This window comes from Streptomyces sp. NPDC033165, from assembly GCF_055577965.1.
Genome location: NZ_JBVIPK010000001.1, coordinates 232,710 through 255,278, shown reverse-complemented (window position 1 = coordinate 255,278; position 22,569 = coordinate 232,710). Strand labels below are relative to the sequence as shown.

At 70.9% G+C, this 22,569-nt stretch carries 20 protein-coding genes; 14 read left to right on the top strand and 6 right to left on the bottom strand.

Going from position 1 to position 22,569, the window contains the following annotated elements; genetic code table 11:
• The first annotated feature begins 4 nt into the window (after window positions 1-4).
• From murG to ACZ5WC_RS01155, 8 genes are all read left to right on the top strand, one after another.
• Window positions 5-1,093 carry an undecaprenyldiphospho-muramoylpentapeptide beta-N-acetylglucosaminyltransferase gene (murG, locus tag ACZ5WC_RS01190; protein WP_311119182.1) on the top strand — a complete coding sequence of 363 codons (1,089 nt, stop codon included), beginning with the start codon at window positions 5-7 and terminating at the stop codon, window positions 1,091-1,093.
• A 62-nt stretch (window positions 1,094-1,155) separates the two neighbouring features.
• Entirely contained in the window at window positions 1,156-1,950 is a 795-nt protein-coding gene (locus tag ACZ5WC_RS01185) for a cell division protein FtsQ/DivIB (protein WP_468538775.1), read from the top strand.
• 276 nt (window positions 1,951-2,226) lie between these two features.
• A complete protein-coding gene (gene ftsZ, locus ACZ5WC_RS01180; RefSeq protein ID WP_096631113.1) occupies window positions 2,227-3,450 on the top strand; it encodes a cell division protein FtsZ in 1,224 nt (407 codons plus the stop codon).
• The gene (gene pgeF / locus ACZ5WC_RS01175) at window positions 3,447-4,190 is read left to right on the top strand and encodes a peptidoglycan editing factor PgeF (RefSeq protein ID WP_468538774.1); all 744 of its coding nucleotides are present in this window, start codon (window positions 3,447-3,449) and stop codon (window positions 4,188-4,190) included. Before ftsZ ends, pgeF begins: the two co-directional genes overlap by 4 nt.
• 3 nt (window positions 4,191-4,193) lie before the next feature.
• A complete protein-coding gene (locus ACZ5WC_RS01170) occupies window positions 4,194-4,913 on the top strand; it encodes a YggS family pyridoxal phosphate-dependent enzyme (protein ID WP_468538772.1) in 720 nt (239 codons plus the stop codon).
• Window positions 4,914-5,038: 125 nt separating this feature from the next.
• Window positions 5,039-5,680 (top strand): cell division protein SepF, encoded by a 642-nt coding sequence (locus ACZ5WC_RS01165; protein ID WP_096631108.1) that lies wholly within the window; start codon window positions 5,039-5,041, stop codon window positions 5,678-5,680.
• Window positions 5,681-5,770: 90 nt separating this feature from the next.
• Window positions 5,771-6,055, top strand: coding sequence for a YggT family protein (locus ACZ5WC_RS01160; RefSeq protein WP_006123846.1), 285 nt, complete (start codon window positions 5,771-5,773; stop codon window positions 6,053-6,055).
• A 49-nt stretch (window positions 6,056-6,104) separates the two neighbouring features.
• Window positions 6,105-7,256, top strand: coding sequence for a DivIVA domain-containing protein (locus ACZ5WC_RS01155; protein WP_468538770.1), 1,152 nt, complete (start codon window positions 6,105-6,107; stop codon window positions 7,254-7,256).
• A 330-nt stretch (window positions 7,257-7,586) separates the two neighbouring features.
• Here ACZ5WC_RS01155 and ileS read toward each other — a convergent pair whose 3' ends face one another.
• Entirely contained in the window at window positions 7,587-10,730 is a 3,144-nt protein-coding gene (gene ileS, locus ACZ5WC_RS01150) for an isoleucine--tRNA ligase (protein WP_468538768.1), read from the bottom strand.
• Between the two features lie 537 nt (window positions 10,731-11,267).
• Here ileS and ACZ5WC_RS01145 point away from each other — a divergent pair.
• From ACZ5WC_RS01145 to ACZ5WC_RS01125, 5 genes are all read left to right on the top strand, one after another.
• Window positions 11,268-12,074, top strand: coding sequence for a TraR/DksA family transcriptional regulator (locus tag ACZ5WC_RS01145; RefSeq protein WP_468538766.1), 807 nt, complete (start codon window positions 11,268-11,270; stop codon window positions 12,072-12,074).
• 58 nt (window positions 12,075-12,132) lie between these two features.
• Complete coding sequence (gene lspA / locus ACZ5WC_RS01140) at window positions 12,133-12,723, top strand: signal peptidase II (RefSeq protein WP_311119175.1); 591 nt, start codon at window positions 12,133-12,135, stop codon at window positions 12,721-12,723.
• A 61-nt stretch (window positions 12,724-12,784) separates the two neighbouring features.
• The gene (locus ACZ5WC_RS01135; protein WP_468538764.1) at window positions 12,785-13,726 is read left to right on the top strand and encodes an RluA family pseudouridine synthase; all 942 of its coding nucleotides are present in this window, start codon (window positions 12,785-12,787) and stop codon (window positions 13,724-13,726) included.
• The gene (locus tag ACZ5WC_RS01130) at window positions 13,723-14,208 is read left to right on the top strand and encodes a GNAT family N-acetyltransferase (protein ID WP_468538762.1); all 486 of its coding nucleotides are present in this window, start codon (window positions 13,723-13,725) and stop codon (window positions 14,206-14,208) included. Before ACZ5WC_RS01135 ends, ACZ5WC_RS01130 begins: the two co-directional genes overlap by 4 nt.
• A 120-nt stretch (window positions 14,209-14,328) precedes the next feature.
• Window positions 14,329-15,915 carry a Na+/H+ antiporter gene (locus tag ACZ5WC_RS01125; protein ID WP_468538760.1) on the top strand — a complete coding sequence of 529 codons (1,587 nt, stop codon included), beginning with the start codon at window positions 14,329-14,331 and terminating at the stop codon, window positions 15,913-15,915.
• A 32-nt stretch (window positions 15,916-15,947) separates the two neighbouring features.
• Here ACZ5WC_RS01125 and ACZ5WC_RS01120 read toward each other — a convergent pair whose 3' ends face one another.
• Window positions 15,948-17,087: a mechanosensitive ion channel family protein gene (locus ACZ5WC_RS01120; RefSeq protein ID WP_468539386.1), complete on the bottom strand. Its 1,140-nt coding sequence runs from the start codon at window positions 17,085-17,087 to the stop codon at window positions 15,948-15,950.
• Window positions 17,088-17,136: 49 nt separating this feature from the next.
• Here ACZ5WC_RS01120 and ACZ5WC_RS01115 point away from each other — a divergent pair, with 49 nt between their 5' ends.
• The gene (locus tag ACZ5WC_RS01115) at window positions 17,137-17,715 is read left to right on the top strand and encodes a dienelactone hydrolase family protein (protein ID WP_468538758.1); all 579 of its coding nucleotides are present in this window, start codon (window positions 17,137-17,139) and stop codon (window positions 17,713-17,715) included.
• Between the two features lie 15 nt (window positions 17,716-17,730).
• Here ACZ5WC_RS01115 and ACZ5WC_RS01110 read toward each other — a convergent pair whose 3' ends face one another.
• The 4 genes from ACZ5WC_RS01110 to ACZ5WC_RS01095 all read right to left on the bottom strand — a co-directional run bounded on the left by ACZ5WC_RS01110 (window position 17,731) and on the right by ACZ5WC_RS01095 (window position 22,566).
• Complete coding sequence (locus tag ACZ5WC_RS01110) at window positions 17,731-19,416, bottom strand: alkaline phosphatase D family protein (protein ID WP_468538756.1); 1,686 nt, start codon at window positions 19,414-19,416, stop codon at window positions 17,731-17,733.
• 129 nt (window positions 19,417-19,545) lie between these two features.
• On the bottom strand, window positions 19,546-20,361 hold the full coding sequence (locus ACZ5WC_RS01105) for a DsbA family protein (protein ID WP_468538754.1): 816 nt from the start codon (window positions 20,359-20,361) through the stop codon (window positions 19,546-19,548).
• Window positions 20,362-20,432: 71 nt separating this feature from the next.
• On the bottom strand, window positions 20,433-21,161 hold the full coding sequence (locus ACZ5WC_RS01100; protein WP_468538752.1) for a hypothetical protein: 729 nt from the start codon (window positions 21,159-21,161) through the stop codon (window positions 20,433-20,435).
• Between the two features lie 79 nt (window positions 21,162-21,240).
• Window positions 21,241-22,566: a DUF2252 domain-containing protein gene (locus ACZ5WC_RS01095; protein ID WP_468538750.1), complete on the bottom strand. Its 1,326-nt coding sequence runs from the start codon at window positions 22,564-22,566 to the stop codon at window positions 21,241-21,243.
• Between the last annotated feature and the right edge of the window lie 3 nt (window positions 22,567-22,569).

The window sequence follows — 22,569 nt, the reverse complement described above, 5'->3', positions numbered from 1 at the left end:
TTCGGTGCATGTCGTACTCGCCGGCGGGGGGACCGCCGGACACATCGAGCCCGCGCTTGCCCTCGCAGACGCCCTGCGCAGGCAGGACCCGACCGTGGGGATCACTGCCCTCGGCACGGAACGCGGACTGGAGACCAGGCTCGTACCCGAGCGGGGATACGAGCTGGCGCTCATCCCCGCCGTCCCGCTGCCCCGCAAGCCCACGCCCGAACTGATCACCGTCCCGGGCCGGCTGCGCGGCACCATCAAGGCGGCCGAGCAGGTCCTGGAGCGCACCAAGGCGGACTGCGTGGTCGGCTTCGGCGGCTATGTCGCCCTGCCCGGCTACCTCGCGGCCAAGCGGGTCGGCGTGCCCATCGTCGTCCACGAGGCCAACGCCCGCCCGGGCCTGGCCAACAAGATCGGCTCGCGGTACGCCCACGGGGTCGCCGTATCCACCCCGGACAGCAAGCTGCGCGGCGCCCGCTACATCGGCATCCCGCTGCGCCGCACCATCGCCACCCTGGACCGCGCCCGGGTCCGCCCGGAGGCCCGCGCCTCCTTCGGCCTCGACCCCAACCTGCCGACGCTGCTGGTCTCCGGCGGCTCGCAGGGCGCCCGCCACCTCAACGAGGTCGTGCAGCGGGTCGCGCCGCTGCTCCAGCGCTCCGGGATCCAGATCCTGCATGTGGTCGGCCCGAAGAACGAATTGCCGCGTATCGACAACATGCCCGGGATGCCGCCCTACATCCCGGTACCGTACGTGGACCGGATGGACCTCGCGTACGCCGCGGCCGACATGATGCTCTGCCGCGCGGGTGCGATGACCGTCGCCGAACTCTCCGCCGTCGGGCTCCCCGCCGCCTATGTCCCGCTGCCCATCGGCAACGGCGAACAGCGGCTCAACGCCCAGCCGGTGGTCAACGCCGGCGGCGGCCTGCTGGTCGACGACGCGGCGCTCACCCCGGAGTGGGTGCAGGCCAACGTCCTGCCGGTGCTGTCGGACCCCCACCGGCTGTACGAAATGTCCCGTGCGGCCGCGGAGTTCGGCCGGCGCGACGCCGACGACCTGCTCGTCGGCATGGTGTACGAAGCGATCGCCGCACGCCGCTAGGCGTGCGGCGCGAGGCGGTTCGGGCCCGGGGCACGCGCCCCGGGCCCGGCGAAGGAGCGAGCGTGGCCGGACCGACGACCGCCCAGCGCGGCGCCCCCGAGCGGGCGGACACCCCCGCCCGCCCGCCGCGGACCGGCCCCGAGGGGCGCCGGATCAGCCGCCGTACGCTGCTGATCCTGATCACCCTCGCGGCGGCCCTGCTCACCGCGTTCGTGATCTGGGTGCTCTACGGTTCCTCCTGGCTGCGCGTCGAACGCGTCCGTACGAGCGGCGTCGAGGTACTCACCCGTGAAGAGGTCGAAGCGGTGGCGGCCGCACCGGTCGGCGCCCCGCTGGTCTCGGTGGACACCGACGCCATGGAGAGCAGGTTGCGCCAGAAGTTGCCACGTATCGACACAGTGGATGTCGCTCGTTCCTGGCCCCACGGCATCAGCCTTAAGGTGACGGAACGGAAGCCGGTCCTGCTGGTCGGGAAGGACGGGAAGTTCGTGGAAGTGGACGCCAAGGGCGTCCGCTTCGCCACCGTGGACAAGGCGCCGAAGGGTGTGCCCCTGCTGGAGCTGACCCCCGCCCCCTCCGCGAGCCTTCGCCGTTTCGGCGACGACCGTCTGCTGCGGGAAGCGGTACGGGTCGCCGGGGACCTTCCCGCGGGCGTCGCCAAGGATACCGAAGCCGTACGGGTCATCTCGTACGACGCGATCTCCTTGCGGCTGACCCGGGATCGTGTGGTGATCTGGGGCAGCGGCGAGGACGGACCGGTGAAGGCCCGTGTTCTCACCGCGCTGATGAAAGCCGCCCCCAAAGCGGGACAGTTCGACGTAAGCGCTCCCAGCGCCCCGGCGGTATCAGCGAGTTGACGGGTATTTGTGCTGGCCAGCACCCTGGTTGGTCAGCGCTACGGGTGATCACATAGGGTGAAAAGAAAAACGGGAGGTTCGGCGTGTTCGTTGAACGTGCGCCACTTGTCGACTTAGTGTCCTGTTCGGAAGAGTCCAGGAAGCAGACACACTGGTAACCCTAAACTTCAACGTTAGGGTTTGGGTCGGCGTTCGGACCGTCCCCATCGACATCAGTCGTCGCCGCGGGGCCACCGCAGAGCGACGACACGTAACTCGAGGCGAGAGGCCTTCGACGTGGCAGCACCGCAGAACTACCTCGCAGTCATCAAGGTCATCGGTGTCGGCGGCGGTGGTGTCAATGCCATCAACCGAATGATCGAGGTCGGCCTCAAGGGCGTTGAGTTCATCGCGATCAACACGGATGCACAGGCCCTGTTGATGAGCGACGCCGACGTCAAGCTCGACGTCGGCCGCGAACTCACCCGTGGCCTCGGCGCCGGGGCGAACCCGGCCGTCGGTCGCAAGGCGGCAGAGGACCACCGTGAGGAGATCGAGGAGGTCCTCAAGGGGGCCGACATGGTCTTCGTCACCGCCGGAGAAGGCGGCGGCACCGGCACCGGCGGCGCACCCGTCGTCGCCAACATCGCGCGCTCGCTGGGCGCCCTGACGATCGGTGTGGTCACCCGCCCGTTCACCTTCGAGGGCCGACGACGCGCCAACCAGGCGGAGGACGGCATCGCCGAGCTCCGCGAAGAGGTCGACACCCTCATCGTCATCCCCAACGACCGCCTGCTGTCCATCTCGGACCGCCAGGTCAGCGTGCTCGACGCGTTCAAGTCGGCCGACCAGGTGCTGCTCTCGGGTGTCCAGGGCATCACCGACCTCATCACCACGCCGGGTCTGATCAACCTCGACTTCGCCGACGTCAAGTCGGTCATGTCCGAGGCCGGATCGGCGCTCATGGGCATCGGCTCGGCGCGCGGCGACGACCGTGCGGTCGCGGCGGCGGAGATGGCGATCTCCTCGCCGCTCCTGGAGGCGTCCATCGACGGCGCCCGCGGTGTCCTGCTCTCCATCTCCGGCGGCAGCGACCTCGGTCTCTTCGAGATCAACGAGGCCGCCCAGCTGGTGAGCGAGGCGGCCCACCCCGAGGCCAACATCATCTTCGGCGCCGTCATCGACGACGCCCTGGGCGACGAGGTGCGGGTCACCGTGATCGCCGCGGGCTTCGACGGCGGACAGCCGCCGGCCCGCCGGGAGAACGTCCTCGGTGCGAACTCCAACAAGCGCGAGGAGCCGGCCGCTCCGGCCAGGTCCTCCGCCGAGTCCGTGCGGCCGACGGGCGGACTCGGTTCCGTACCCCCGCGCGAGGAGAGCCCGGCCCCGGCCGAGCCCGCCCCCGCGTCGGCTTCGAGCGAGAGCACGCTTCCGCCGGTCTCTCCGCCGCACGTCCCGCCGGCCCGTCCCTACCAGGACGCCCAGGCCGAAGAGCTGGATGTTCCGGACTTCTTGAAGTGATAGGTCAGCATCGGGCAGAACCCGTCACGGGCAGCGCTCATTTCGCCTTCACCGATCGGTGGGGCGGAGTGAGCGCCGCTCCGTACGAGGAGCTCAACCTCGGCGGCGCGGTCGGCGACGACTCCGCCGCCGTCGGCGCGAACCGCGAGCGCGCCGCCCACGACCTCGGCATCGACCCGGCCTCGGTCGTCTGGATGAACCAGGTGCACGGCCGGGACGTCGTGGTGGTGGACGGGCCCTGGGGCGCGGACACGGAGATTCCGGCGGTGGACGCGGTGGTGACCGCCCGGCGCGGACTGCCGCTCGCGGTGCTCACCGCCGACTGCACCCCCGTACTGCTCGCCGACCCGGTCGCCGGAGTCGTCGGAGCGGCGCACGCCGGGCGGCCGGGACTGGTCGCCGGAATCGTGCCGGCGGCGGTGGAGGCCATGGTCGCGCTGGGCGCACAACCCGCCCGGATCACCGCACACACCGGACCGGCCGTCTGCGGACGGTGCTACGAAGTCCCGGCGGAGATGCGGGCCGAGGTCGCGGAAGCCGTTCCCGGCACCTGGTCCGAGACCAGCTGGGGGACCCCGGCGGTGGATGTCACCGGCGGAGTGCACACCCAGCTCGCCGCTCTCGGCGTGACCGACCGGCACCGTTCGCCGGTCTGCACCCGGGAATCGGGCGACCACTTCTCGTACCGCCGCGACCGCACCACCGGGCGGCTCGCCGGATATGTCTGGTTGGACGGATAGGGCATGACGGACCGTAAGGCTCAACTCGCGGCGAATCTCGCACAGGTGGAGGAAAGGATCTCCTCCGCCTGCGCCGCGGCCGGTCGCGAGCGCGAGGACGTGACCCTGATCGTGGTCACCAAGACCTACCCCGCGAGCGATGTGCGGATCCTGCACGAACTCGGTGTGCGCCATGTCGCGGAGAATCGTGACCAGGACGCGGCGCCCAAAGCCACCGCTTGTGCGGATCTTTCTCTGACATGGCACTTTGTCGGACAATTGCAGACGAACAAGGTTCGTTCTGTGACGAGTTATGCCGATGTCGTGCAGTCGGTGGACCGCGCCCGGCTGGTCACCGCCCTCTCGGTCGCCGCGGTCCGCGCGGACCGCGAGCTCGGCTGCCTCATCCAGGTCGCCCTGGATGCCGGGAGCGGTGAGCGCGGTGAGCGCGGCGGGGTCTCCCCGGACGGGGTCGAGGAGTTGGCGGCCGCGGTGGACGCGGCCGACGGACTCCGGCTCGACGGTCTGATGACCGTGGCGCCGCTGGCCGGACCGTTTGCGGGACGGCAACGGGCCGCTTTCGACCGGCTGATGGAAATCTCGTCCCGCCTGCGCGTCGACCGTCCGGCTGCGAACATGGTCTCCGCAGGTATGAGCGGGGACTTGGAGGACGCGGTGGCGGCCGGAGCGACACATGTACGCGTCGGTACGGCGGTACTCGGAGACCGACCCCGGCTCGGGTAACGTCGCGAAGCAAGTCGGACCACAGCAGAAAATATGGTCATTCCCACACAAAATGGGCAGACCACCGTGGATCGCGGGCACTTGGTGACGAATGCCGATCCACCACAGAGCGGAGGACTCGGAGCATGGCCGGCGCGATGCGCAAGATGGCGGTCTACCTCGGCCTCGTGGAGGACGATGGGTACGACGGTCCGGGGTTCGACCCCGATGACGAATTCGAACCTGAGCCGGAGCCCGAGCGCGACCGGCGCCGGCACCAGCCCCCCCACCAGGTGGAGCGGGACCGTGAGCGCGATCGCGAGCGGGAGCGCGAAAGGGACGAACCGGTGCGAGTGGTGCAGCCGCCCGCTCAGCGCGAGCCGGTTCAGCTCCCTGCGGAAAGCGGGCGACCCGCCCGAATCGCCCCCGTGGCATCCATCACACCTGAACGTCCGAGTCTGGAGAAGAACGCACCGGTGATCATGCCCAAGGTCGTGTCCGAGCGGGAGCCGTACCGCATCACCACGCTGCACCCCAGGACGTACAACGAGGCCCGTACCATCGGGGAACACTTCCGTGAAGGCACTCCGGTGATCATGAATCTCACGGAGATGGACGATACGGACGCGAAGCGACTTGTCGACTTTGCCGCAGGACTCGTCTTCGGGCTCCATGGCAGCATTGAACGCGTGACGCAGAAGGTGTTCCTGTTGTCGCCTGCTAACGTCGATGTCACGGCGGAGGACAAGGCCCGCATCGCAGAGGGCGGATTCTTCAACCAGAGCTGAGAACACGACACGGGAACGACCCGGCCGCAAGGCCGGAAACCGGCCACCCGGCCGGAGCTACGAGAGCCAGGGGAGAGGGAAGCGCGGGACATGGGCGTCGCACTGGATGTGGTCTATATCGCGCTGATGTGTTTCCTCATCGTGCTGATCTTCCGGCTGGTCATGGACTACGTCTTCCAGTTCGCACGTTCATGGCAACCCGGCAAGGCGATGGTGGTCGTACTTGAGGCCACCTACACTGTCACCGATCCACCGCTCAAGCTTCTGCGGCGGTTCATCCCGCCGCTGCGTCTCGGGGGCGTGGCACTCGACCTGTCCTTCTTCGTTCTGATGATCATCGTCTACATCCTGATCAGCGTTGTGGTCAGGTTGTGAGCGATACGGTCTTGCCGACTGCCGACGACTACGTAGAGGTGAAGAAGAGATGCCGTTGACCCCCGAGGACGTGCGGAACAAGCAGTTCACGACCGTCCGCCTCCGAGAAGGCTATGACGAGGACGAGGTCGATGCCTTTCTCGACGAGGTCGAATCGGAGCTGACCCGTCTGCTCCGTGAGAACGAGGACCTGCGCGCCAAACTGGCCGCTGCGACGCGCGCCGCCGCGCAGAACCAGCAGCAGCAACAGCAGCAGCAGAGTATGCGCAAGCCGCCGGAACAGCAGGATCGCCCGGGTGCGCCCGTTCCCGCCGCCATATCCGGACCGCCGCAGCAGCAGCAGCCCCCGCAGATGGGTCCGCCCCAGCTGCCCGGCGGCGCGCCGCAGCTGCCCGCAGGTCCCAGCGGCCACGGCCCCCAGGGCGGCCATGGCCCCGGTCAGCAGGGCCCGCACGGCCCCGGCCCGATGCAGGGCGGTCCCATGGGTGGCCCCATGGGCGGTCCGATGGGTCACAACCCCCAGCAGCAGATGCAGCAGATGCAGCAGCCGCAGATGCAGCAGCAGGGTCAGGGCCCCGGTGGCGACAGCGCCGCCCGTGTCCTCTCGCTCGCGCAGCAGACCGCCGACCAGGCGATCGCGGAGGCCCGTTCCGAGGCCAACAAGATCGTCGGCGAGGCGCGCAGCCGTGCCGAGGGCCTGGAGCGCGACGCGCGCGCCAAGGCCGACGCCCTGGAGCGGGACGCGCAGGAGAAGCACCGTGTGGCGATGGGCTCGCTGGAGTCGGCCCGCGCGACGCTGGAGCGCAAGGTCGAGGACCTGCGTGGCTTCGAGCGCGAGTACCGCACGCGGCTGAAGTCGTACCTGGAGAGCCAGCTGCGTCAGCTGGAGACCCAGGCGGACGACTCGCTCGCCCCGCCGCGGACCCCGGCGACCGCTTCGCTGCCGCCGTCCCCCTCGCTGGCCCCGGCCGGTGCGGGCGCGATGGGCCACTCCATGGGCGGCTCCAACCACGGTGGCCATGGCGGCCAGCAGATGGGTGGCGGCCAGTCCATGGGCAGTGCGCCGTCCTACGGCGGGCAGCAGCAGATGTCGCCCGCGATGACGCAGCCGATGGCGCCGGTGCGGCCGCAGGCGCCGCAGCCGATGCAGCAGGCGCCGTCGCCGATGCGTGGGTTTCTGATCGACGAGGACGACAACTGAGCGGTTCGCGCTCGATGAGCGCGTAGCCGTCGGCAGGCAAAGGGCCGGGCCCCGGGATTTCCCGGGGCCCGGCCCTTTGCCGTGGGCGGCGTCTCCCGGCCCCCTGTGCCCTCAAGCGCCGGACGGGCTGATCTTCGAGGCTCGGCCCCGGACCCCGCTCCTCAATCGCCGGAGGGCTTGAGACGACCCGGTCCCGCTTCTTGGGTGAGGGAGGGCATAGCCGGCCCCTCCGGCGATTGAGGAGAAACAGCCTCGCCGTCGTTTCCTGAGGGGGTACGGAAAGGCCCGGCCGAATCGCGCTTCCGGCCGGGCCCTTCGCTTGCGTACGGGCTACCGCTTGCGCAGGCGGAACGTGAGCGCCAGGCCCTCGTCCTCGAACACCTCGCCGTACGTGTCGTCCGCCTCGCCTTGCGCGTAGTCCAGGGCGAGGACCTCGTCCGCGATCAGCGGGGTGTGCTCGGTGAGGGCCTCGACCGTCGTCGGGGAGGTGGAGGTCCAGCGGACGGCGATGCGGTCCGCGACGTCCAGGCCGCTGTTCTTGCGGGCCTCCTGGATCAGGCGGATCGCGTCGCGGGCCAGGCCCGCGCGGCGCAGTTCCGGGGTGATCTCCAGGTCCAGGGCGACCGTCGCGCCCGAGTCCGAGGCGACCGACCAGCCCTCGCGGGGGGTCTCCGTGATGATCACCTCGTCGGGGGAGAGGGTGATCTGCTCGCCCTCCACCTCAACCGTCGCCGTGCCCTCGCGCAGGGCGAGGGAGAGCGCCGCCGCGTCAGCCTCGGCCACCGCCTTGGCCACCGCCTGGACACCCTTGCCGAACCGCTTGCCCAGGGCCCGGAAGTTCGCCTTCGCCGTCGTGTCGACCAGCGAGCCGCCCACCTCGGAGAGCGAGGCCAGGGACGTGACGTTCAGCTCTTCCGTGATCTGTGCGCGCAGTTCGGGGGAGAGGGCGTCGAAGCCGTTCGCCGCGACGAGTGCGCGCGACAGCGGCTGGCGCGTCTTCACACCCGACTCGGCGCGCGTGGCCCGGCCCAGCTCCACGAGGCGGCGCACCAGCGCCATCTGCGTGGAGAGCGTCGGGTCGATCGCGGAGACCTCCGCCTTGGGCCAGCTGGACAGGTGTACCGATTCCGGGGCGTCCGGGGTGACCGGAACGATCAGGTCCTGCCAGACCCGCTCCGTGATGAACGGCGTCAGCGGGGCCATCAGACGCGTCACGGTCTCGACGACCTCGTGCAGCGTGCGCAGCGCCGCCTTGTCGCCCTGCCAGAAGCGGCGGCGCGAGCGGCGTACGTACCAGTTGGACAGGTCGTCCACGAACGCGGAGAGCAGCTTGCCTGCGCGCTGGGTGTCGTAGCCCTCCATGGCGACCGTCATCTGGTCCACCAGCGCGTTCAGTTCACTCAGCAGCCAGCGGTCCAGGACCGTGCGGTCCGCCGGGGCCGGGTCGGCCGCCGAGGGGGCCCAGCCCGAGGTGCGCGCGTACAGGGCCTGGAAGGCGACCGTGTTCCAGTAGGTGAGGAGCGTCTTGCGGACGACCTCCTGGATCGTGCCGTGGCCCACCCGTCGTGCCGCCCAGGGGGAGCCGCCCGCAGCCATGAACCACCGCACCGCGTCCGCCCCGTGCTGGTCCATCAGCGGGATCGGCTGGAGGATGTTCCCCAGGTGCTTGGACATCTTGCGGCCGTCCTCGGCGAGGATGTGGCCCAGACAGACCACGTTCTCGTAGGACGACTTGTCGAAGACCAGGGTGCCTACCGCCATCAGCGTGTAGAACCAGCCGCGGGTCTGGTCGATGGCCTCCGAGATGAACTGCGCCGGGTAGCGGCTCTCGAAGATCTCCTTGTTCTTGTACGGGTAGCCCCACTGCGCGAACGGCATCGAACCCGAGTCGTACCAGGCGTCGATGACCTCCGGGACGCGGTACGCCTCCAGCCGGCAGTCCTCGTGCGAGCAGGTGAAGGTGATCTCGTCGATGAACGGGCGGTGGGGGTCCAGGTTCGACTGGTCGGCGCCCGTCAGTTCCGTCAGCTCCGCGCGTGAGCCCACGCACGTCAGGTGGTTGTCCTCGCACCGCCAGATCGGCAGCGGCGTGCCCCAGTAGCGGTTGCGGGAGAGTGCCCAGTCGACGTTGTTGTTCAGCCAGTCGCCGAAGCGGCCGTTCTTGACCGAGTCCGGGAACCAGTTGGTCTTCTCGTTCTCCTCAAGGAGGCGGTCCTTGATCGCCGTCGTCCTGATGTACCAGGACGGCTGCGCGTAGTAGAGCAGCGCCGTGTGGCAGCGCCAGCAGTGCGGGTAGCTGTGCTCGTACGGGACGTGGCGGAAGAGCTTGCCGCGCGCCTCCAGGTCCGCGGTCAGCGCCTCGTCGGCCTTCTTGAAGAAGACGCCGCCGACCAGCGGGAGATCCTCTTCGAAAGTGCCGTCGGGACGGACCGGATTGACCACCGGGAGGCCGTACGCACGGCAGACCACGAGGTCGTCGGCGCCGAACGCGGGGGACTGGTGGACCAGACCCGTACCGTCCTCGGTCGTGACGTACTCGGCGTTGACCACGTAGTGGGCTTCCGCCGGGAACTCGACCAGGGCGAAGGGGCGCTCGTAGGTCCAGCGCTCCATCTCCGCGCCGGTGAACGACCGGCCGGTCACCTCCCAGCCCTCGCCGAGGGCCTTCTCCAGGAGCGGTTCGGCGACGACGAGCTTCTCCTCGCCGTTCGTCGCGACGACGTAGCGGACCTCGGGGTGTGCGGCGACGGCCGTGTTGGAGACCAGGGTCCAGGGGGTGGTCGTCCAGACCAGGAGGGCCGCCTCGCCGGCCAGCGGGCCGGAGGTGAGGGGGAAGCGGACGAAGACCGAGGGGTCGACGACCGTCTCGTAGCCCTGGGCCAGCTCGTGGTCGGACAGGCCCGTGCCGCAGCGGGGGCACCAGGGGGCGACCCGGTGGTCCTGGACCAGCAGGTCCTTGTTGAAGATCTCCTTCAGCGACCACCACACGGAGTCGACGTACTCGGGGTCCATCGTGCGGTACGCGTCGTCCAGGTCGACCCAGTAGCCCATCCGGGTCGTCAGCTCGGCGAAGGCGTCGGTGTGCCGGGTCACCGACTCACGGCACTTGGCGTTGAACTCGGCGATGCCGAACGCCTCGATGTCCTTCTTGCCGTTGAAGCCCAGTTCCTTTTCCACCGCGAGCTCGACCGGCAGGCCGTGGCAGTCCCAGCCGGCCTTGCGGCCCACGTGGTAGCCCTGCATCGTGCGGAAGCGGGGGAAGACGTCCTTGAAGACGCGGGCCTCGATGTGGTGGGCGCCAGGCATGCCGTTGGCGGTGGGCGGGCCCTCGTAGAAGACCCACTCGGGGCGGCCCTCGGACTGTTCGAGGCTCCGGGCGAAGATCTTGCTCTCGCGCCAGAAGTCGAGCACGGCGTGCTCCAGCGCGGGCAGGTCGACCTGGGCGGGTACCTGGCGGTACTGCGGCGATGTCATGTGCGGCTTCCTCCGGCGGACGTCTTCCACTTCCGTCGGAGGGACGAGAGCGCCTCGGCTCCCGCGGTACCACCCTCCTTGGCCGCGGGCGTGCGCCCGTGGCCCCCTCATTGGGGTCGCGATGCCGGGTCTAGTGGCCCCAAGGCGTTCTTCCGGCGGCTCCGGGGTGATCTTCACGTCGCGCTCGCCCCCGGGCTCCCACCGTCCCCGGGTCGCTGCTGGCTGCGTACGGCGCTACTCGTCCCATCCATGCCTCTCGCTGGGCCCAGTGTACGGGCCCGTACGGCCGACGGCCGACCGGTTATCGGGGGCGCGCGGGCGTGACCCGAGTGGGCGGACGGGGCGTACGGACTTCCCGGCGGGCCGCGCGGGCCGGATTACCCGGCGGGGAGCTGGGAACAACGGATGCAGGCGCGCCACGACCGGGTCCCGGGAGAGGCGGAACGGCGGCGTGCCCCGTTGCCGCGGCGCTGGGGTCGATTTATCGTCCCAGCACGATTCGCGAGCAAGATCACAATATGTGAAGGGGCCGCGGCCATGGTGGCGAAGAAGACGGCGGAAGAGACCGCGGCCGAGCACGACGGCACCCACGAGCCACCGGCCGAGCCCGCGAAGGAGACGGCGAAGAAGAGCGCCGCCAAGAAGACGACTGCCAAGAAGGCAGCGAAGAAGACGGCCCCCCGGAAGGCAACGTCCCCCGGGAAGGCAGTGGCCAAGAAGGCGGCCGCGAAGAAGACCGCCGACGGGAAAGCCGTCCCCAAGAAGAGCACCGCCAAGAAGACCGGGGCCGAGAAGGCCGCGAAAAGGGCCGCGACGACGGCCACGGGGGCGGCCGAGGCCGCCGAGCAGACGGGAGCCCACACGGTGGTAGCCAAGAAGAGCGCTAGTCGCCCCGCAGCAGGCGCACAGGCGACGGCCCCGGTGCCGCCGGCCCGCGCGGCCGCCCCCGGCGAGCTGGCCGTACGGCCCGGGGAGGACCCCTGGACGCCCGCGGAGGTCGACGAGGCGCGGACGCTGCTGACCAGCGAGACCCTGCGGCTGCGCAGCGAGCTGGAGGCCTCGGGCGCGGCGCTCGCCGGGCTGATGCGGGACTCCGGCGACGGCGCGGGCGACGACGAGGCCGACACCGGCACCAAGAACATCACCCGCGAGCACGAGCTGTCGCTCGCCGCCAACGCCCAGGAGATGCTGGAGCAGACCGAGCGGGCGCTTGCCCGGCTGGAGGCGGGGACCTACGGGCTCTGCGAGGTCTGCGGCAAACCGATCGGGAAGGCCCGGATGCAGGCGTTCCCCCGGGCCACCCTGTGCGTCGAGGACAAGCAGAAGCAGGAGCGGCGCGGCTGATCCGCACAGGTGTGTCGTACCCTCATCCTCAGTCAGGCATCTAGGTTGAGGGACTCACGTGGCAGAGGCGGAGCGCATCATCGGTACGCCGGACAATCCCGAGGCCGAGGGCACGGACGAGGGCGGCAGCACGGCCGCCGACGCCGCCGTGAACGCGGGCACGGGCAAGCGCAGGATCCTCGTGCTCATCGGCGTCTCCGTCGTGGCCTACCTGCTCGACCTGATCAGCAAGATGATCGTGGTCGCCAAGCTGGAGCACCAGCCGCCGATCGACATCATCGGCGACTGGCTCCAGTTCCGCGCGCTCCGCAACCCGGGCGCCGCCTTCGGGTTCGGCGAGGCGTTCACGGTGATCTTCACCATCATCGCCGCCGGGGTGATCGTGGTCATCGTCCGGCTCGCCCGCAAGCTCTACAGCCTGCCGTGGGCCATCGCCCTGGGACTGCTCCTGGGCGGTGCGCTCGGCAACCTCACCGACCGGCTCTTCCGGGCGCCGGGCGTGTTCGAGGGCGCGGTGGTGGACTTCATCGCCCCCAAGCACTTCGCGGTCTTCAACCTCGCCGACTCCGCGATCGTGTGCGGCGGCATCCTCATCGTGATCCTCTCCTTCAAGGGCCTGGACCCCGACGGGACCGTCCACAAGGACTGACGGCTCCGCCGGGACCGACCGCCCGGCGCGGGGACCCACGGGCGCAAGGCATACTCGACAGGTGAGTACGCACCCCGAGATCCGCACCCTGCCCGTACCGGACGGCCTGGAGGGCGAGCGCGTCGACGCCGCCATCTCCCGGATGTTCGGTTTCTCCCGCACCAAGGCCGCCGAGCTGGCCGCAGCCGGGAAGGTCCAGGTGGACGGTTCGGTGGCCGGAAAGTCCGAGCGGGTCCACGGCGGCGCCTGGCTGGAAGTGGAGATGCCGCAGGCGGCCCCTCCCGTCCAGATCGTCGCCGAGCCCGTCGAGGGCATGGAGATCGTCCACGACGACGACGACATCGTGGTCATCGTGAAGCCCGTCGGCGTCGCCGCCCACCCCAGCCCCGGCTGGACCGGCACCACCGTCATCGGCGGACTCGCCGCCGCCGGGTACCGGATCTCGACCTCCGGCGCCGCCGAGCGCCAGGGCATCGTGCACCGCCTCGACGTCGGCACCTCCGGCCTGATGGTCGTCGCCAAGTCCGAGCGCGCCTACACCCTGCTCAAGGCCCAGTTCCGCGACCGGGTCGTCGACAAGAAGTACCACGCGCTCGTCCAGGGCCACCCGGACCCGATGAGCGGCACCATCGACGCCCCCATCGGGCGCCACCCCAACCACGACTACAAGTGGGCGGTCACCGCCGAGGGCAAGCCGTCGGTGACCCACTACGACCTCATCGAGGCCTACCGTGCCGCCAGCCTCCTGGACATCAAGCTGGAGACCGGCCGTACCCACCAGATCCGGGTCCACATGTCCGCCCACCGCCACCCCTGCGTCGGTGACCTGACGTACGGCGCCGACCCGACCCTCGCCAAGCGGCTCGGGCTGACCCGGCAGTGGCTGCACGCGGTGCGCCTGGGCTTCGAGCATCCGGCCGACGGCAGCTGGGTGGAGTTCTCCAGCAGCTATCCGGCCGACCTCCAGAAGGCCCTCGACACCATCTCCGCGGAGAGCCAGTGACCTCGGCGCCATCCGCGTACAGCACCCGCAGGGCCGTCGAGGAGAGTGACCTCGCGGCCTGCTTCCAGGTGCGCAAGGACGTCTTCGTCGGTGAGCAGAACGTGCCCGAGGAGATCGAGTACGACGCCCTCGACGCGACCGCCGTGCATGTGCTCGCCGTCGCGCCGGACGGCACGGCGCTGGGTACGGGACGGCTGCTGCACGGGGAGGCCGCGTCGGGCAGGACCGGTGGCGACCTCACCGTCGGCTCGCTGGGCCGGCTCGCGGTGACCCGGGAGGCCCGCGGCCTCGGGGTCGGCGCGGCCCTCGTGCGCGCCCTGGAGGACGAGGCGGGCAGGCTCGGCCTGGCCGCCGTCGACCTGCACGCCCAGACCCACGCCCTCGGCTTCTACGAGCGGCTCGGATACGTCGCGTACGGCCCCGAGTTCCCCGACGCGGGCATCCCGCACCGCGCCATGCGACGGGACATCCGCCCGGCCTGAGTGCCCCGAAAGGGCCCGAAGCGGAGGGTATCGACCGAATCGCACACCGCGCGTGGCAGGGTGGAAGCCTTGTCCGGCCGTGGGCGACGGCCCGGACCCTTGCGCTCCGGAAGGCACCCCGTGGATCAACTGACGCTGCTGCTCCTGCTGTTGCTCGGAGCCGTGGTCACGGTACCGCTCGGCGCACGGCTGGGCCTCCCGGCACCGGTGCTGATGACCCTGGCGGGCATCGCGATGGCGTTCACGCCGTTCGTTCCGAGTGTCGACATCCCGCCGGAGATCATCCTTCCCGCGCTGCTCCCGCCGCTGCTCTACGCCACCGTGCAGCGCACCTCCTGGCGGCAGTTCGCCGCCAACAAACGCCCGATCTTCCTGCTGGCCGTCGCCCTGGTCTTCGTCACCACGGCCGCCGTCGCCGCGGTCGCCAACTCGATCGTGCCGGGGCTGCCCATCGCCGCGGCCGTCGCGCTCGGCGCCCTCGTCGCCCCGCCGGACCCGGTGGCGGCGACCGCCGTGGCGGGTTCCGTGGGGCTGCCGCGCCGGCTCGTCTCCATCCTGGAGGGCGAGGGCCTCTTCAACGACGTCACCGCCATCGTGCTCTACCACGTGGCCATCGCCGCCGCCGTCAGCGGAACCTTCTCGCTCCCCGAGGCCTTCGGGCTGCTGATCCTCTCCGCCGTCGTCGCGGTCGCCGTCGGCCTCGCGCTCGGCTGGCTCACCATCAAGCTGATGAACCTGCTCGGTGACGCCACCCTCCAGGTCGGCCTGACCCTGCTGGTGCCCTTCGTCGCCTACGTCCTGGCGGAGGAGCTGATGGGCTCCGGTGTGCTGGCCGTCCTGACCGTCGCGCTGTTCCTCGCCGAGCACACCGCCGACGCCGACGACGTGCTCGGCCGGCTCACCGGACGTACCTTCTGGGACATCGTCGACACGTTGGTCACCGGCGTGGCCTTCGGGCTCATCGGCCTGGAGCTGCACAGCGTGTTCGGCACCGCCGACGGGCGGGCCCTGGAGATGGTCGGCTGGGGGCTCGCGGTCGTCGCGGTCGTCGTCGGCGTACGCCTGCTGTGGCTGCTGCCCGCGACCTGGCTCGCCAAGCGGCTGCACACCCGGCGGGACGTCAGCGAGGAGATTCCCACCAGCTGGCGGGAGACCGTCGTGATGTGGTGGGCCGGGATGCGCGGGGTCGCCTCGGTCGCCCTGGCGCTGGCGATCCCGCTGGAGACGGACGACGGGCGGCCGTTCCCCGGGCGCGACGAGATCATCTTCATCGCGTTCGCCGTGATCATGGTCACCCTGGTCTTCCAGGGGCTCACCCTGCCCTGGCTGGTCCGCAAGCTGAAGGTCCGGGCCGACACCGCCGCCGAAGCGGCCCTGGAACGGGACCTCGCCATCCGGGCCGCCAAGGCCGCCAAGTACCGCCTCAAGGAGATCCAGGAGGTGGAGGAGTTCCCCGAGGAGGTCGTGGAGCGCCTCCAGCGCGCCGCGTACGACATCGGGGCCCGGATCAGCCCGGACATGGTCGACGAGGAGCGGCGCGCGGCGTACGCGCGGCGCGCCGACCGCTTCAAGGCGGTGAGCCGGGTCCAGCGCGAGATGATGTCGGCCGCCCGCCACGCGGTGCTCTCCGCGCGCAGCGAGGCCGGGGCCGACCCGGAGGTCGTGGACCGGGTGCTGCGGTATCTGGACTTCCGCTCGCTGCGCTGAGCGGCCGCGCGCCCGGGCCCTCGGGTACGGGGTCAGCCGCGGCCGGTCCGGGGGGCCTTGCCGGCGGGCGGGGCGCTCCCGTTGCGGCCGGGCCAGCCCGCCGCGCCCGCCTGATCGGCCCACTGCTCGCCCGGCGGCAGCACGGCGGGCGCGGTGGCGATCCGCGGCAGCGCGTACGGATGGTGGTCGCGCAGCCAGCCGATCAGCTGCTCGCGCACCGCGCAGCGCACCGTCCAGATGTCGTTCGCGTCCTTCGCCGTGACCACCGCGCGCACCTCGATGGTGGTCGGCGTGGTGTCGGTGACGGCCAGCGACCAGTCCCGGCCGTCCCAGGCACCGATGTCCCCGAGGACGTCGCGCAGCTTCTCCCGCATCGCGGCCACCGGAGCGGAGTGATCGAGCTGGAAGTAGACCGTGCCGGTCATCTGCGCCCCACCGCGCGACCAGTTCTCGAAGGGCTTGCTGGTGAAGTACGAGACCGGCATCGTGATCCGCCGCTCGTCCCAGGTACGTACCGACAGGAACGTCAGGGTGATCTCGTCGATCGTGCCCCACTCGCCGTCCACCACCACGGTGTCGCCGATCCGCACCATGTCGCCGAACGCGATCTGGAGCCCTGCGAAGAGATTGCCGAGCGTCGACTGGGCGGCGACGCCCGCGACGATGCCGAGCAGACCGGCCGAGGCCAGCATCGACGTGCCGACCGCCCGCATCGGGGGGAACGTCAGCAGCATCGCCGCGATGGCGACCACCGTCACCACGGCGGTGACCACCCGCTGGATCAGGGTCACCTGCGTACGGACCCGGCGGACCCGGGCCGGATCACGGGTGGCCGCCGCGTACCGGCTGTAACTGGCCTCCACGACCGTCGCCGCGATCCGCACCACCAGCCAGGCGGACGCGCCGATCAGCACCAGGGTCAGGACCTGGCCTATCCCGACCCGGTGCTCCCACACCCAGGCGATGCCCGACTGGCGGTAGCTGCCGCGCAGCAGCGCCGTGATGATCACCACCTGCAACGGAGGCCGGCAGCGCCGCAGCAGTCCCCACAGCGGGGTCTCGTGGTGACGGCTGTCGGCCCGCCGCAGCAGCCGGTCGACCAGCCAGCCGACCAGCAGGGTGATCACCACGGAACCGCCGATGACGATCAGCGGGCGCAGCACGCTCTCCATTGCTTCGTTCTCCAAGCTGTAGGGCAGCCCCCAGGGCACCAATGACACCATGGGCCTCATGAACATCATGCTTTTCCACTCGACGTACGGGCTCAGGCCCGCTGTACACGCGGCTGCCGCGCGGCTGCGGGACGTCGGCCACGAGGTGCGCGTGCCCGATCTGTTCGAGGGGCACACCTTCGACACGGTGGAAGAGGGCATGGCCTACAAGGACGAGGTCGGCAAGGACGAGCTGCTCAGGCGGGCCGTGCTGGCCGCCGCGCCCTACTCCGACCAGGGGCTCGTCTACGCGGGCTTCTCCCTGGGGGCGGCGACCGCGCAGACCCTGGCCCTCGGCGACGCGAAGGCGCGCGGGCTGCTGCTGTTCCACGGCACCTCGGACATCGCCGAGAACGCCTCGGTGGCCGACCTCCCCGTCCAGCTGCACGTCGCGGACCCGGACCCCTTCGAGTCCCACGACTGGCTGAACAGCTGGTACCTCCAGATGCAGCGGACCGGTGCGGACGTGGAGGTCTACCGCTACCCCGGGGCCGGGCACCTGTTCACCGACCCCGATCTGCACGACTACGACCAGGCGGCCGCCGAGCAGACCTGGAAGGTCGCGCTCGGCTTCCTCGCCACGCTGTAGCCCGGTGCGCGGCGCTCAGCGCACCGGGCGGTCGGCCCGCTCGACGCGCTGGGTGCCCCGGCGGGTGCGGTAGGAGCGGGCCCAGGCGGAGGTGGCGTCCTTGGCCGTCCTGTCGGAGAGCACGTAGTAGTCCATCTGCGCCCGCTCCGCGGTCACGTCCAGCACCCCGTAACCGTGCGCGTCCATGTCGACCCACTTCACATGGCGGTTGGCCGCCCGTACGGCCGCGGCTGCGACCAGCGACACGGTCTGCGGGGCGACCCGCAGGATGTCGTCGAGGTTGTCCGAGGTCACCGACGTGACCACGAACTCCGTGGCGGCCGACGGCGACAGCGGATAGGTGGCCGCCCTCGTGGGCACGTCGTTGGCCCAGGCCATATGGACGTCGCCGGTCAGGAACACCGTGTCCGCGATGGACCGGTCCCGCAGATGCGCGATCAGCTCCCTGCGGTCGTCGGTGTAGCCGTCCCACTGGTCGACGTTGACCGCGAGGCCCTCCTTCGGCAGCCCCAGCAGCCCCGCCAGCGGCTCCAGCAGATGGGCGGGGAGCGCGCCGAAGGCGACCGGGGAGATCATCACCGACGTGCCGACCAGCTGCCAGGCCGCACCCGAGGCGGCGAGGCCCGCCTTCAGCCAGTCCAGCTGGGCCCGGCCGGTGACCGTGCGCTCCGGGTCGTCCACCCGCCCGCTGCCGATGGACGCCTGCTGGGAGCGGAAGCTGCGCAGATCCAGCAGATGGAGATCGGCGAGCCGCCCGAAGCGGAGCCGCCGGTAGACCGTGCCCTCGGTGGAGGCGCGGACCGGCATCCACTCGAAGTACGCCTGCTTGGCCGCGGCCACCCGCTGCTCCCACGCCCCCTCCGTGTCCGGGCTGTGGTTCTGCGCCCCGCCCGACCAGGCGTTGTTGGCGAACTCGTGGTCGTCCCAGATCGCGATCACCGGGTGCGCCGCGTGCAGCGCCTGGAGGTCGGCGTCGGTCTTGTAGTTCCCGTGCCGGGTGCGGTAGTCGGCGAGGCTCAGGATCTCGTGGGCGGGCAGGTGCTCGCGCAGCGCCGCGCCCTGCGTGGGGTACTGGCCGGTGCCGTACTCGTAGAGGTAGTCGCCCAGGTGCAGGACAGCGTCCAGATCCGGACGGGCGGCGAGATGGCGGTACGCGGAGAACCAACCGGCCTCCCAGTTGGCGCACGACACCACGCCGAAGCGGATGCCGGGGGCGGCGGCGTCGGACGCGGGGGCGGTGCGGGTGCGGCCGACGGGGGAGACCGCACCGGTCGTCGCGTCGCCCGCGGTGTGGTCGCCGCCCGCGGTGAAGCGGAAGTAGTACACCGTGGCCGGGCGCAGCCCCCGTACGTCGGCCTTCACCGTGTGGTCGGAGGCGGCCGAGGCGACGGCGGTGCCGCTCGCGGATATGCGCGCGAACTCCCGGTCCTCAGCGACCTCCCAGTGCACGGGGGTGGCGGCGCCGCGGCCCGAGCCGGGCTCCGCGCCGGGTTCGGGGGTGACGCGCGTCCACAGCAGGACACCGTCGGGCAGCGGGTCACCGGAGGCGACGCCGTGGAGGAAGGCCGGCGGCCCGGCCGGGCGGGCGGGGGCGGCGGAGGTGGTGGTGGCCGTGGCGAGTACGGGGGCGGCGGCGGCGCTCGCGGCGGCGGCCCGTACAACCGTGCGGCGGCTCGGCGAGGAGGGGTGTCGACTGGTCACGGCCGATCACCCTACGGGTGCGTACGGCGAACGGGCGGGCGAACAGAGGAAGTTCGCCCGCCCGTCGGGAAACCGTCGCCGGAAGGCGGCCCGCCGGTCGGCGGGGAGGAGGGGCAGGCGCCCCGGCTGTTACGCCTTGAGCGCCTTGTCGACCGCCGCCGTGAACTCGGCCGCCGTCATCGGGGCGTTGCTGCTGCCCTCGCTGGTGACCGTCTTGCCGTCCATCTTCAGCGTCGGCGTGCCCTTCACGTCGCTGTCGTTGAACGCCTTGGACATCTTCATCGCCCAGGCGTCGTACGTGCCGTCCTCGACGTCCTTCTGGAAGGCCTTGTTGCCCTTCAGGGCGTCGACCGAGTCCGCGATCTCGATCAGGTAGCTGTCCTTGGCGAACTTGTCCTCGCTCTCCTGCGGGTGGAACTCCTCCGAGTACAGCGCGGCCTTGAAGTCCAGGAACGCCTCGGGGCTCACGTTCAGCGCCGCGCCGAGCGCACTCAGGGCGTTCTTGGAGCCCTCGCCGTTGTCGGTGTTGTCGATGAAGGTCGCGCCGACGTACTTGACCTTGTACTTGCCGGCCTCGACGTCCTTCGCGAGGGTCTCGCCGATGCCCTGCTCGAAGGTGGCGCAGACCGGGCAGCGCGAGTCCTCGTACAGCTCCAGGGTCTTCTTGGCGCTCGGCTTGCCGATCACCACGGTGGTGCCGTCGTCGCCGGAGGTGTTCTTGGGCGCCGTCACGTTCTTCGCGTCGGCGGCCGCCTCCCAGGCGTCGGGCTTGTTCAGCTGCATCACGCCGTAGCTGATGCCGCCGACCACGGCCAGGGCGGCGACGACCGAGACCGCGACGACGAGCTGCTTGCGGGTCCGGTCCTTCTTCGCCTGCCGCTCCCGCTCGGCACGCAGCCGCTCGCGGGCCGCTGCCTTGTTCGCCTGGCTGTTGCGCTTGCTCATGATCGTTCTCCGTGAATGCGTGGTACGTGCGGGGAGTGGGCGGTGCGCTGCGCGCATGCGTCGCCGCGGCCTCAGGCAGCGGCGACGAGCGCGGGCGGCGGGCCTCTGCGTCCCACACAGTGCACGAGGAAGCGGGCGGTCAGGAGCGGGTGCGGGCGCCCGGCGGGGCGCTGGCGGGGGCCCAGGGAGGGAAGGCTCGCCCGCACCACGGCGGCCGCGACGAGCATCGGCCGGAACGTCGTCAGGGCCGCCGCGCGCAGCAGCCCGGCCAGGGCCGCCTCACCGCGCCGCAGCCAGGCCGCGGCGAGGAGTCCCACGGACACATGGGCGACGAGCAGCAGCCACGGCACGGCGGGCCCGGGGTGCGCCAGCAGGGCCGCCGCACGGTCGCCCGCACCGGCCACGTCGGCCAGCGGTGTGCCCATCGCGCCGACGCCCGCGATCCGGGCCCCGCCCGCACCGACCTCGCCGCCGCCGCACAGGACGTCGAAGCCCACCGCGCGCAGCGGACCCGCGACCGGGCCGCCGGCCGCCCCGTAACAGAGGTGCTGGCCGGCGGTGAAGAGCGTGTCGGCCGCCAGCTCCAGCGGGACCAGCAGGCCCGCGATCGGCCAGAAGCCGCGCTCCCGGCCGGCCAGGGCGTACGCCACGGCGAACACGACCGCCGCGAGCAGCCCGACCGCGGTCAGCGGCAGTGGGACCCGGGAGAGCAGCACATGGGACGCGGTGGACAGGGTGACGACGAGCGCGGTGAAGAGCGCCGCGCGCGCCAGCCTGAGCTGCGTCCCTGAGATGTCCATCGCCGGAAAGTGTGTCATGTACTGAGGTAAGCGGGCCTTAAAAGAGGCTGAGAGTCGTGGCCCGTCCGGCTGTGCGGGACTACAGCCCCGGGATCCGGCCGTTGCGGAAGAGGTCCACGAAGATCTGGTGGTCCGCGCGGGCCCGGGAGCCGTAACTGTGGGCGAAGTCGACCAGCAGCGGCGCGAAGCCCTCCTCGTCGGCCGCGATGGCCGCGTCGATCGCCCGCTCCGTGGAGAACGGCACCAGCGAGTGACCGCTCTCGTCGTCGGCCGCCGCGTGCATGGTCGCCGTCGCCCGGCCCAGATCCGCGACGACCGCCGCGATCTCGTCCACCTCGTCGATGTCGGACCAGTCCAGATCGACCGCGTACGGGGAGACCTCGGCGACCAGCTGGCCCATGCCGTCCAGCTCGGTCCAGCCCAGCCAGGGGTCCGCGTGCGCCTGGAGCGCGCGCTGCGAGATCACCGTGCGGTGCCCCTCGTGCTGGAAGTACTCCCGCACGGCGGCGTCCGTGATGTGCCGGGCGACCGCCGGGGTCTGCGCCTGCTTGAGGTAGATCACCACATCGTTCTCCAGGGCGTCGCTGTTGCCCTCCAGCAGGATGTTGTACGAGGGGAGCCCGGCCGATCCGATGCCGATGCCCCGGCGGCCCACCACGTCCTTCACCCGGTAGGAATCGGGGCGGGTCAGGCTCGACTCCGGCAGCGTCTCCAGATAGCCGTCGAAGGCGGCCAGCACCTTGTAGCGCGTCGCGGCGTCCAGATCGACCGCCCCGCCGCCGTCGGCGAACCGGCGCTCGAAGTCCCGGATCACGGTCATCGAGTCCAGCAGCGAGAAGCGGGTCAGTGAACGCGCGGTGCGCAGCGCGCCCAGCAGCGGGCCTTCCGCCGTGTCCAGGGTGAAGGGCGGCACCTCGTCGTTCTTCGCGCCCGTCGCCAGCGCGTGGATGCGATGGCGGTAGGCCCCGGCGAAGATCCGGACCAGCTCGCTGATCTGCTCGTCGGCCAGCGCCTTCGCGTAACCGATCAGGGCCACGGAGGCGGCGAAGCGCTTCAGGTCCCAGGTGAAGGGGCCGACATACGCCTCGTCGAAGTCGTTGACGTTGAAGACGAGGCGGCCGTTGGCGTCCATGTAGGTGCCGAAATTCTCCGCGTGCAGATCGCCGTGGATCCACACCCGGCCGGTGCGCTCGTCGAGGAACGGGCCGCCGTGCCGCTCCCGCTCCAGGTCGTCGTAGAACAGGCAGGCCGTGCCCCGGTAGAAGGCGAAGGCCGAGCCCGCCATCTTGCGGAACTTGACCCGGAAGGCGGCCGGATCGGCGGCCAGCAGCTCTCCGAAGGCGGTGTCGAAAACGGCGAGAATCTGCTCCCCGCGCCGCGCTGCGCCGGTCTGCGTTTCCGACATCTC

Excerpts from the sequence above, each read along its gene's own strand:
- ACZ5WC_RS01145 (WP_468538766.1), top strand. The coding sequence starts at position 11,268 with ATGGTGGCGAAGAAGACGGCGGAAGAGACCGCGGCCGAGCACGACGGC.
- ACZ5WC_RS01170 (WP_468538772.1), top strand. The coding sequence starts at position 4,194 with ATGACGGACCGTAAGGCTCAACTCGCGGCGAATCTCGCACAGGTGGAG.
- ACZ5WC_RS01105 (WP_468538754.1), bottom strand. The coding sequence starts at position 20,361 with ATGAGCAAGCGCAACAGCCAGGCGAACAAGGCAGCGGCCCGCGAGCGG.
- ACZ5WC_RS01120 (WP_468539386.1), bottom strand. The coding sequence starts at position 17,087 with ATGGAGAGCGTGCTGCGCCCGCTGATCGTCATCGGCGGTTCCGTGGTG.
- ACZ5WC_RS01155 (WP_468538770.1), top strand. The coding sequence starts at position 6,105 with ATGCCGTTGACCCCCGAGGACGTGCGGAACAAGCAGTTCACGACCGTC.
- ACZ5WC_RS01095 (WP_468538750.1), bottom strand. The coding sequence starts at position 22,566 with ATGTCGGAAACGCAGACCGGCGCAGCGCGGCGCGGGGAGCAGATTCTC.
- ileS (WP_468538768.1), bottom strand. The coding sequence starts at position 10,730 with ATGACATCGCCGCAGTACCGCCAGGTACCCGCCCAGGTCGACCTGCCC.
- ACZ5WC_RS01165 (WP_096631108.1), top strand. The coding sequence starts at position 5,039 with ATGGCCGGCGCGATGCGCAAGATGGCGGTCTACCTCGGCCTCGTGGAG.
- ACZ5WC_RS01115 (WP_468538758.1), top strand. The coding sequence starts at position 17,137 with ATGGGCCTCATGAACATCATGCTTTTCCACTCGACGTACGGGCTCAGG.
- ACZ5WC_RS01160 (WP_006123846.1), top strand. The coding sequence starts at position 5,771 with ATGGGCGTCGCACTGGATGTGGTCTATATCGCGCTGATGTGTTTCCTC.
- ACZ5WC_RS01100 (WP_468538752.1), bottom strand. The coding sequence starts at position 21,161 with ATGGACATCTCAGGGACGCAGCTCAGGCTGGCGCGCGCGGCGCTCTTC.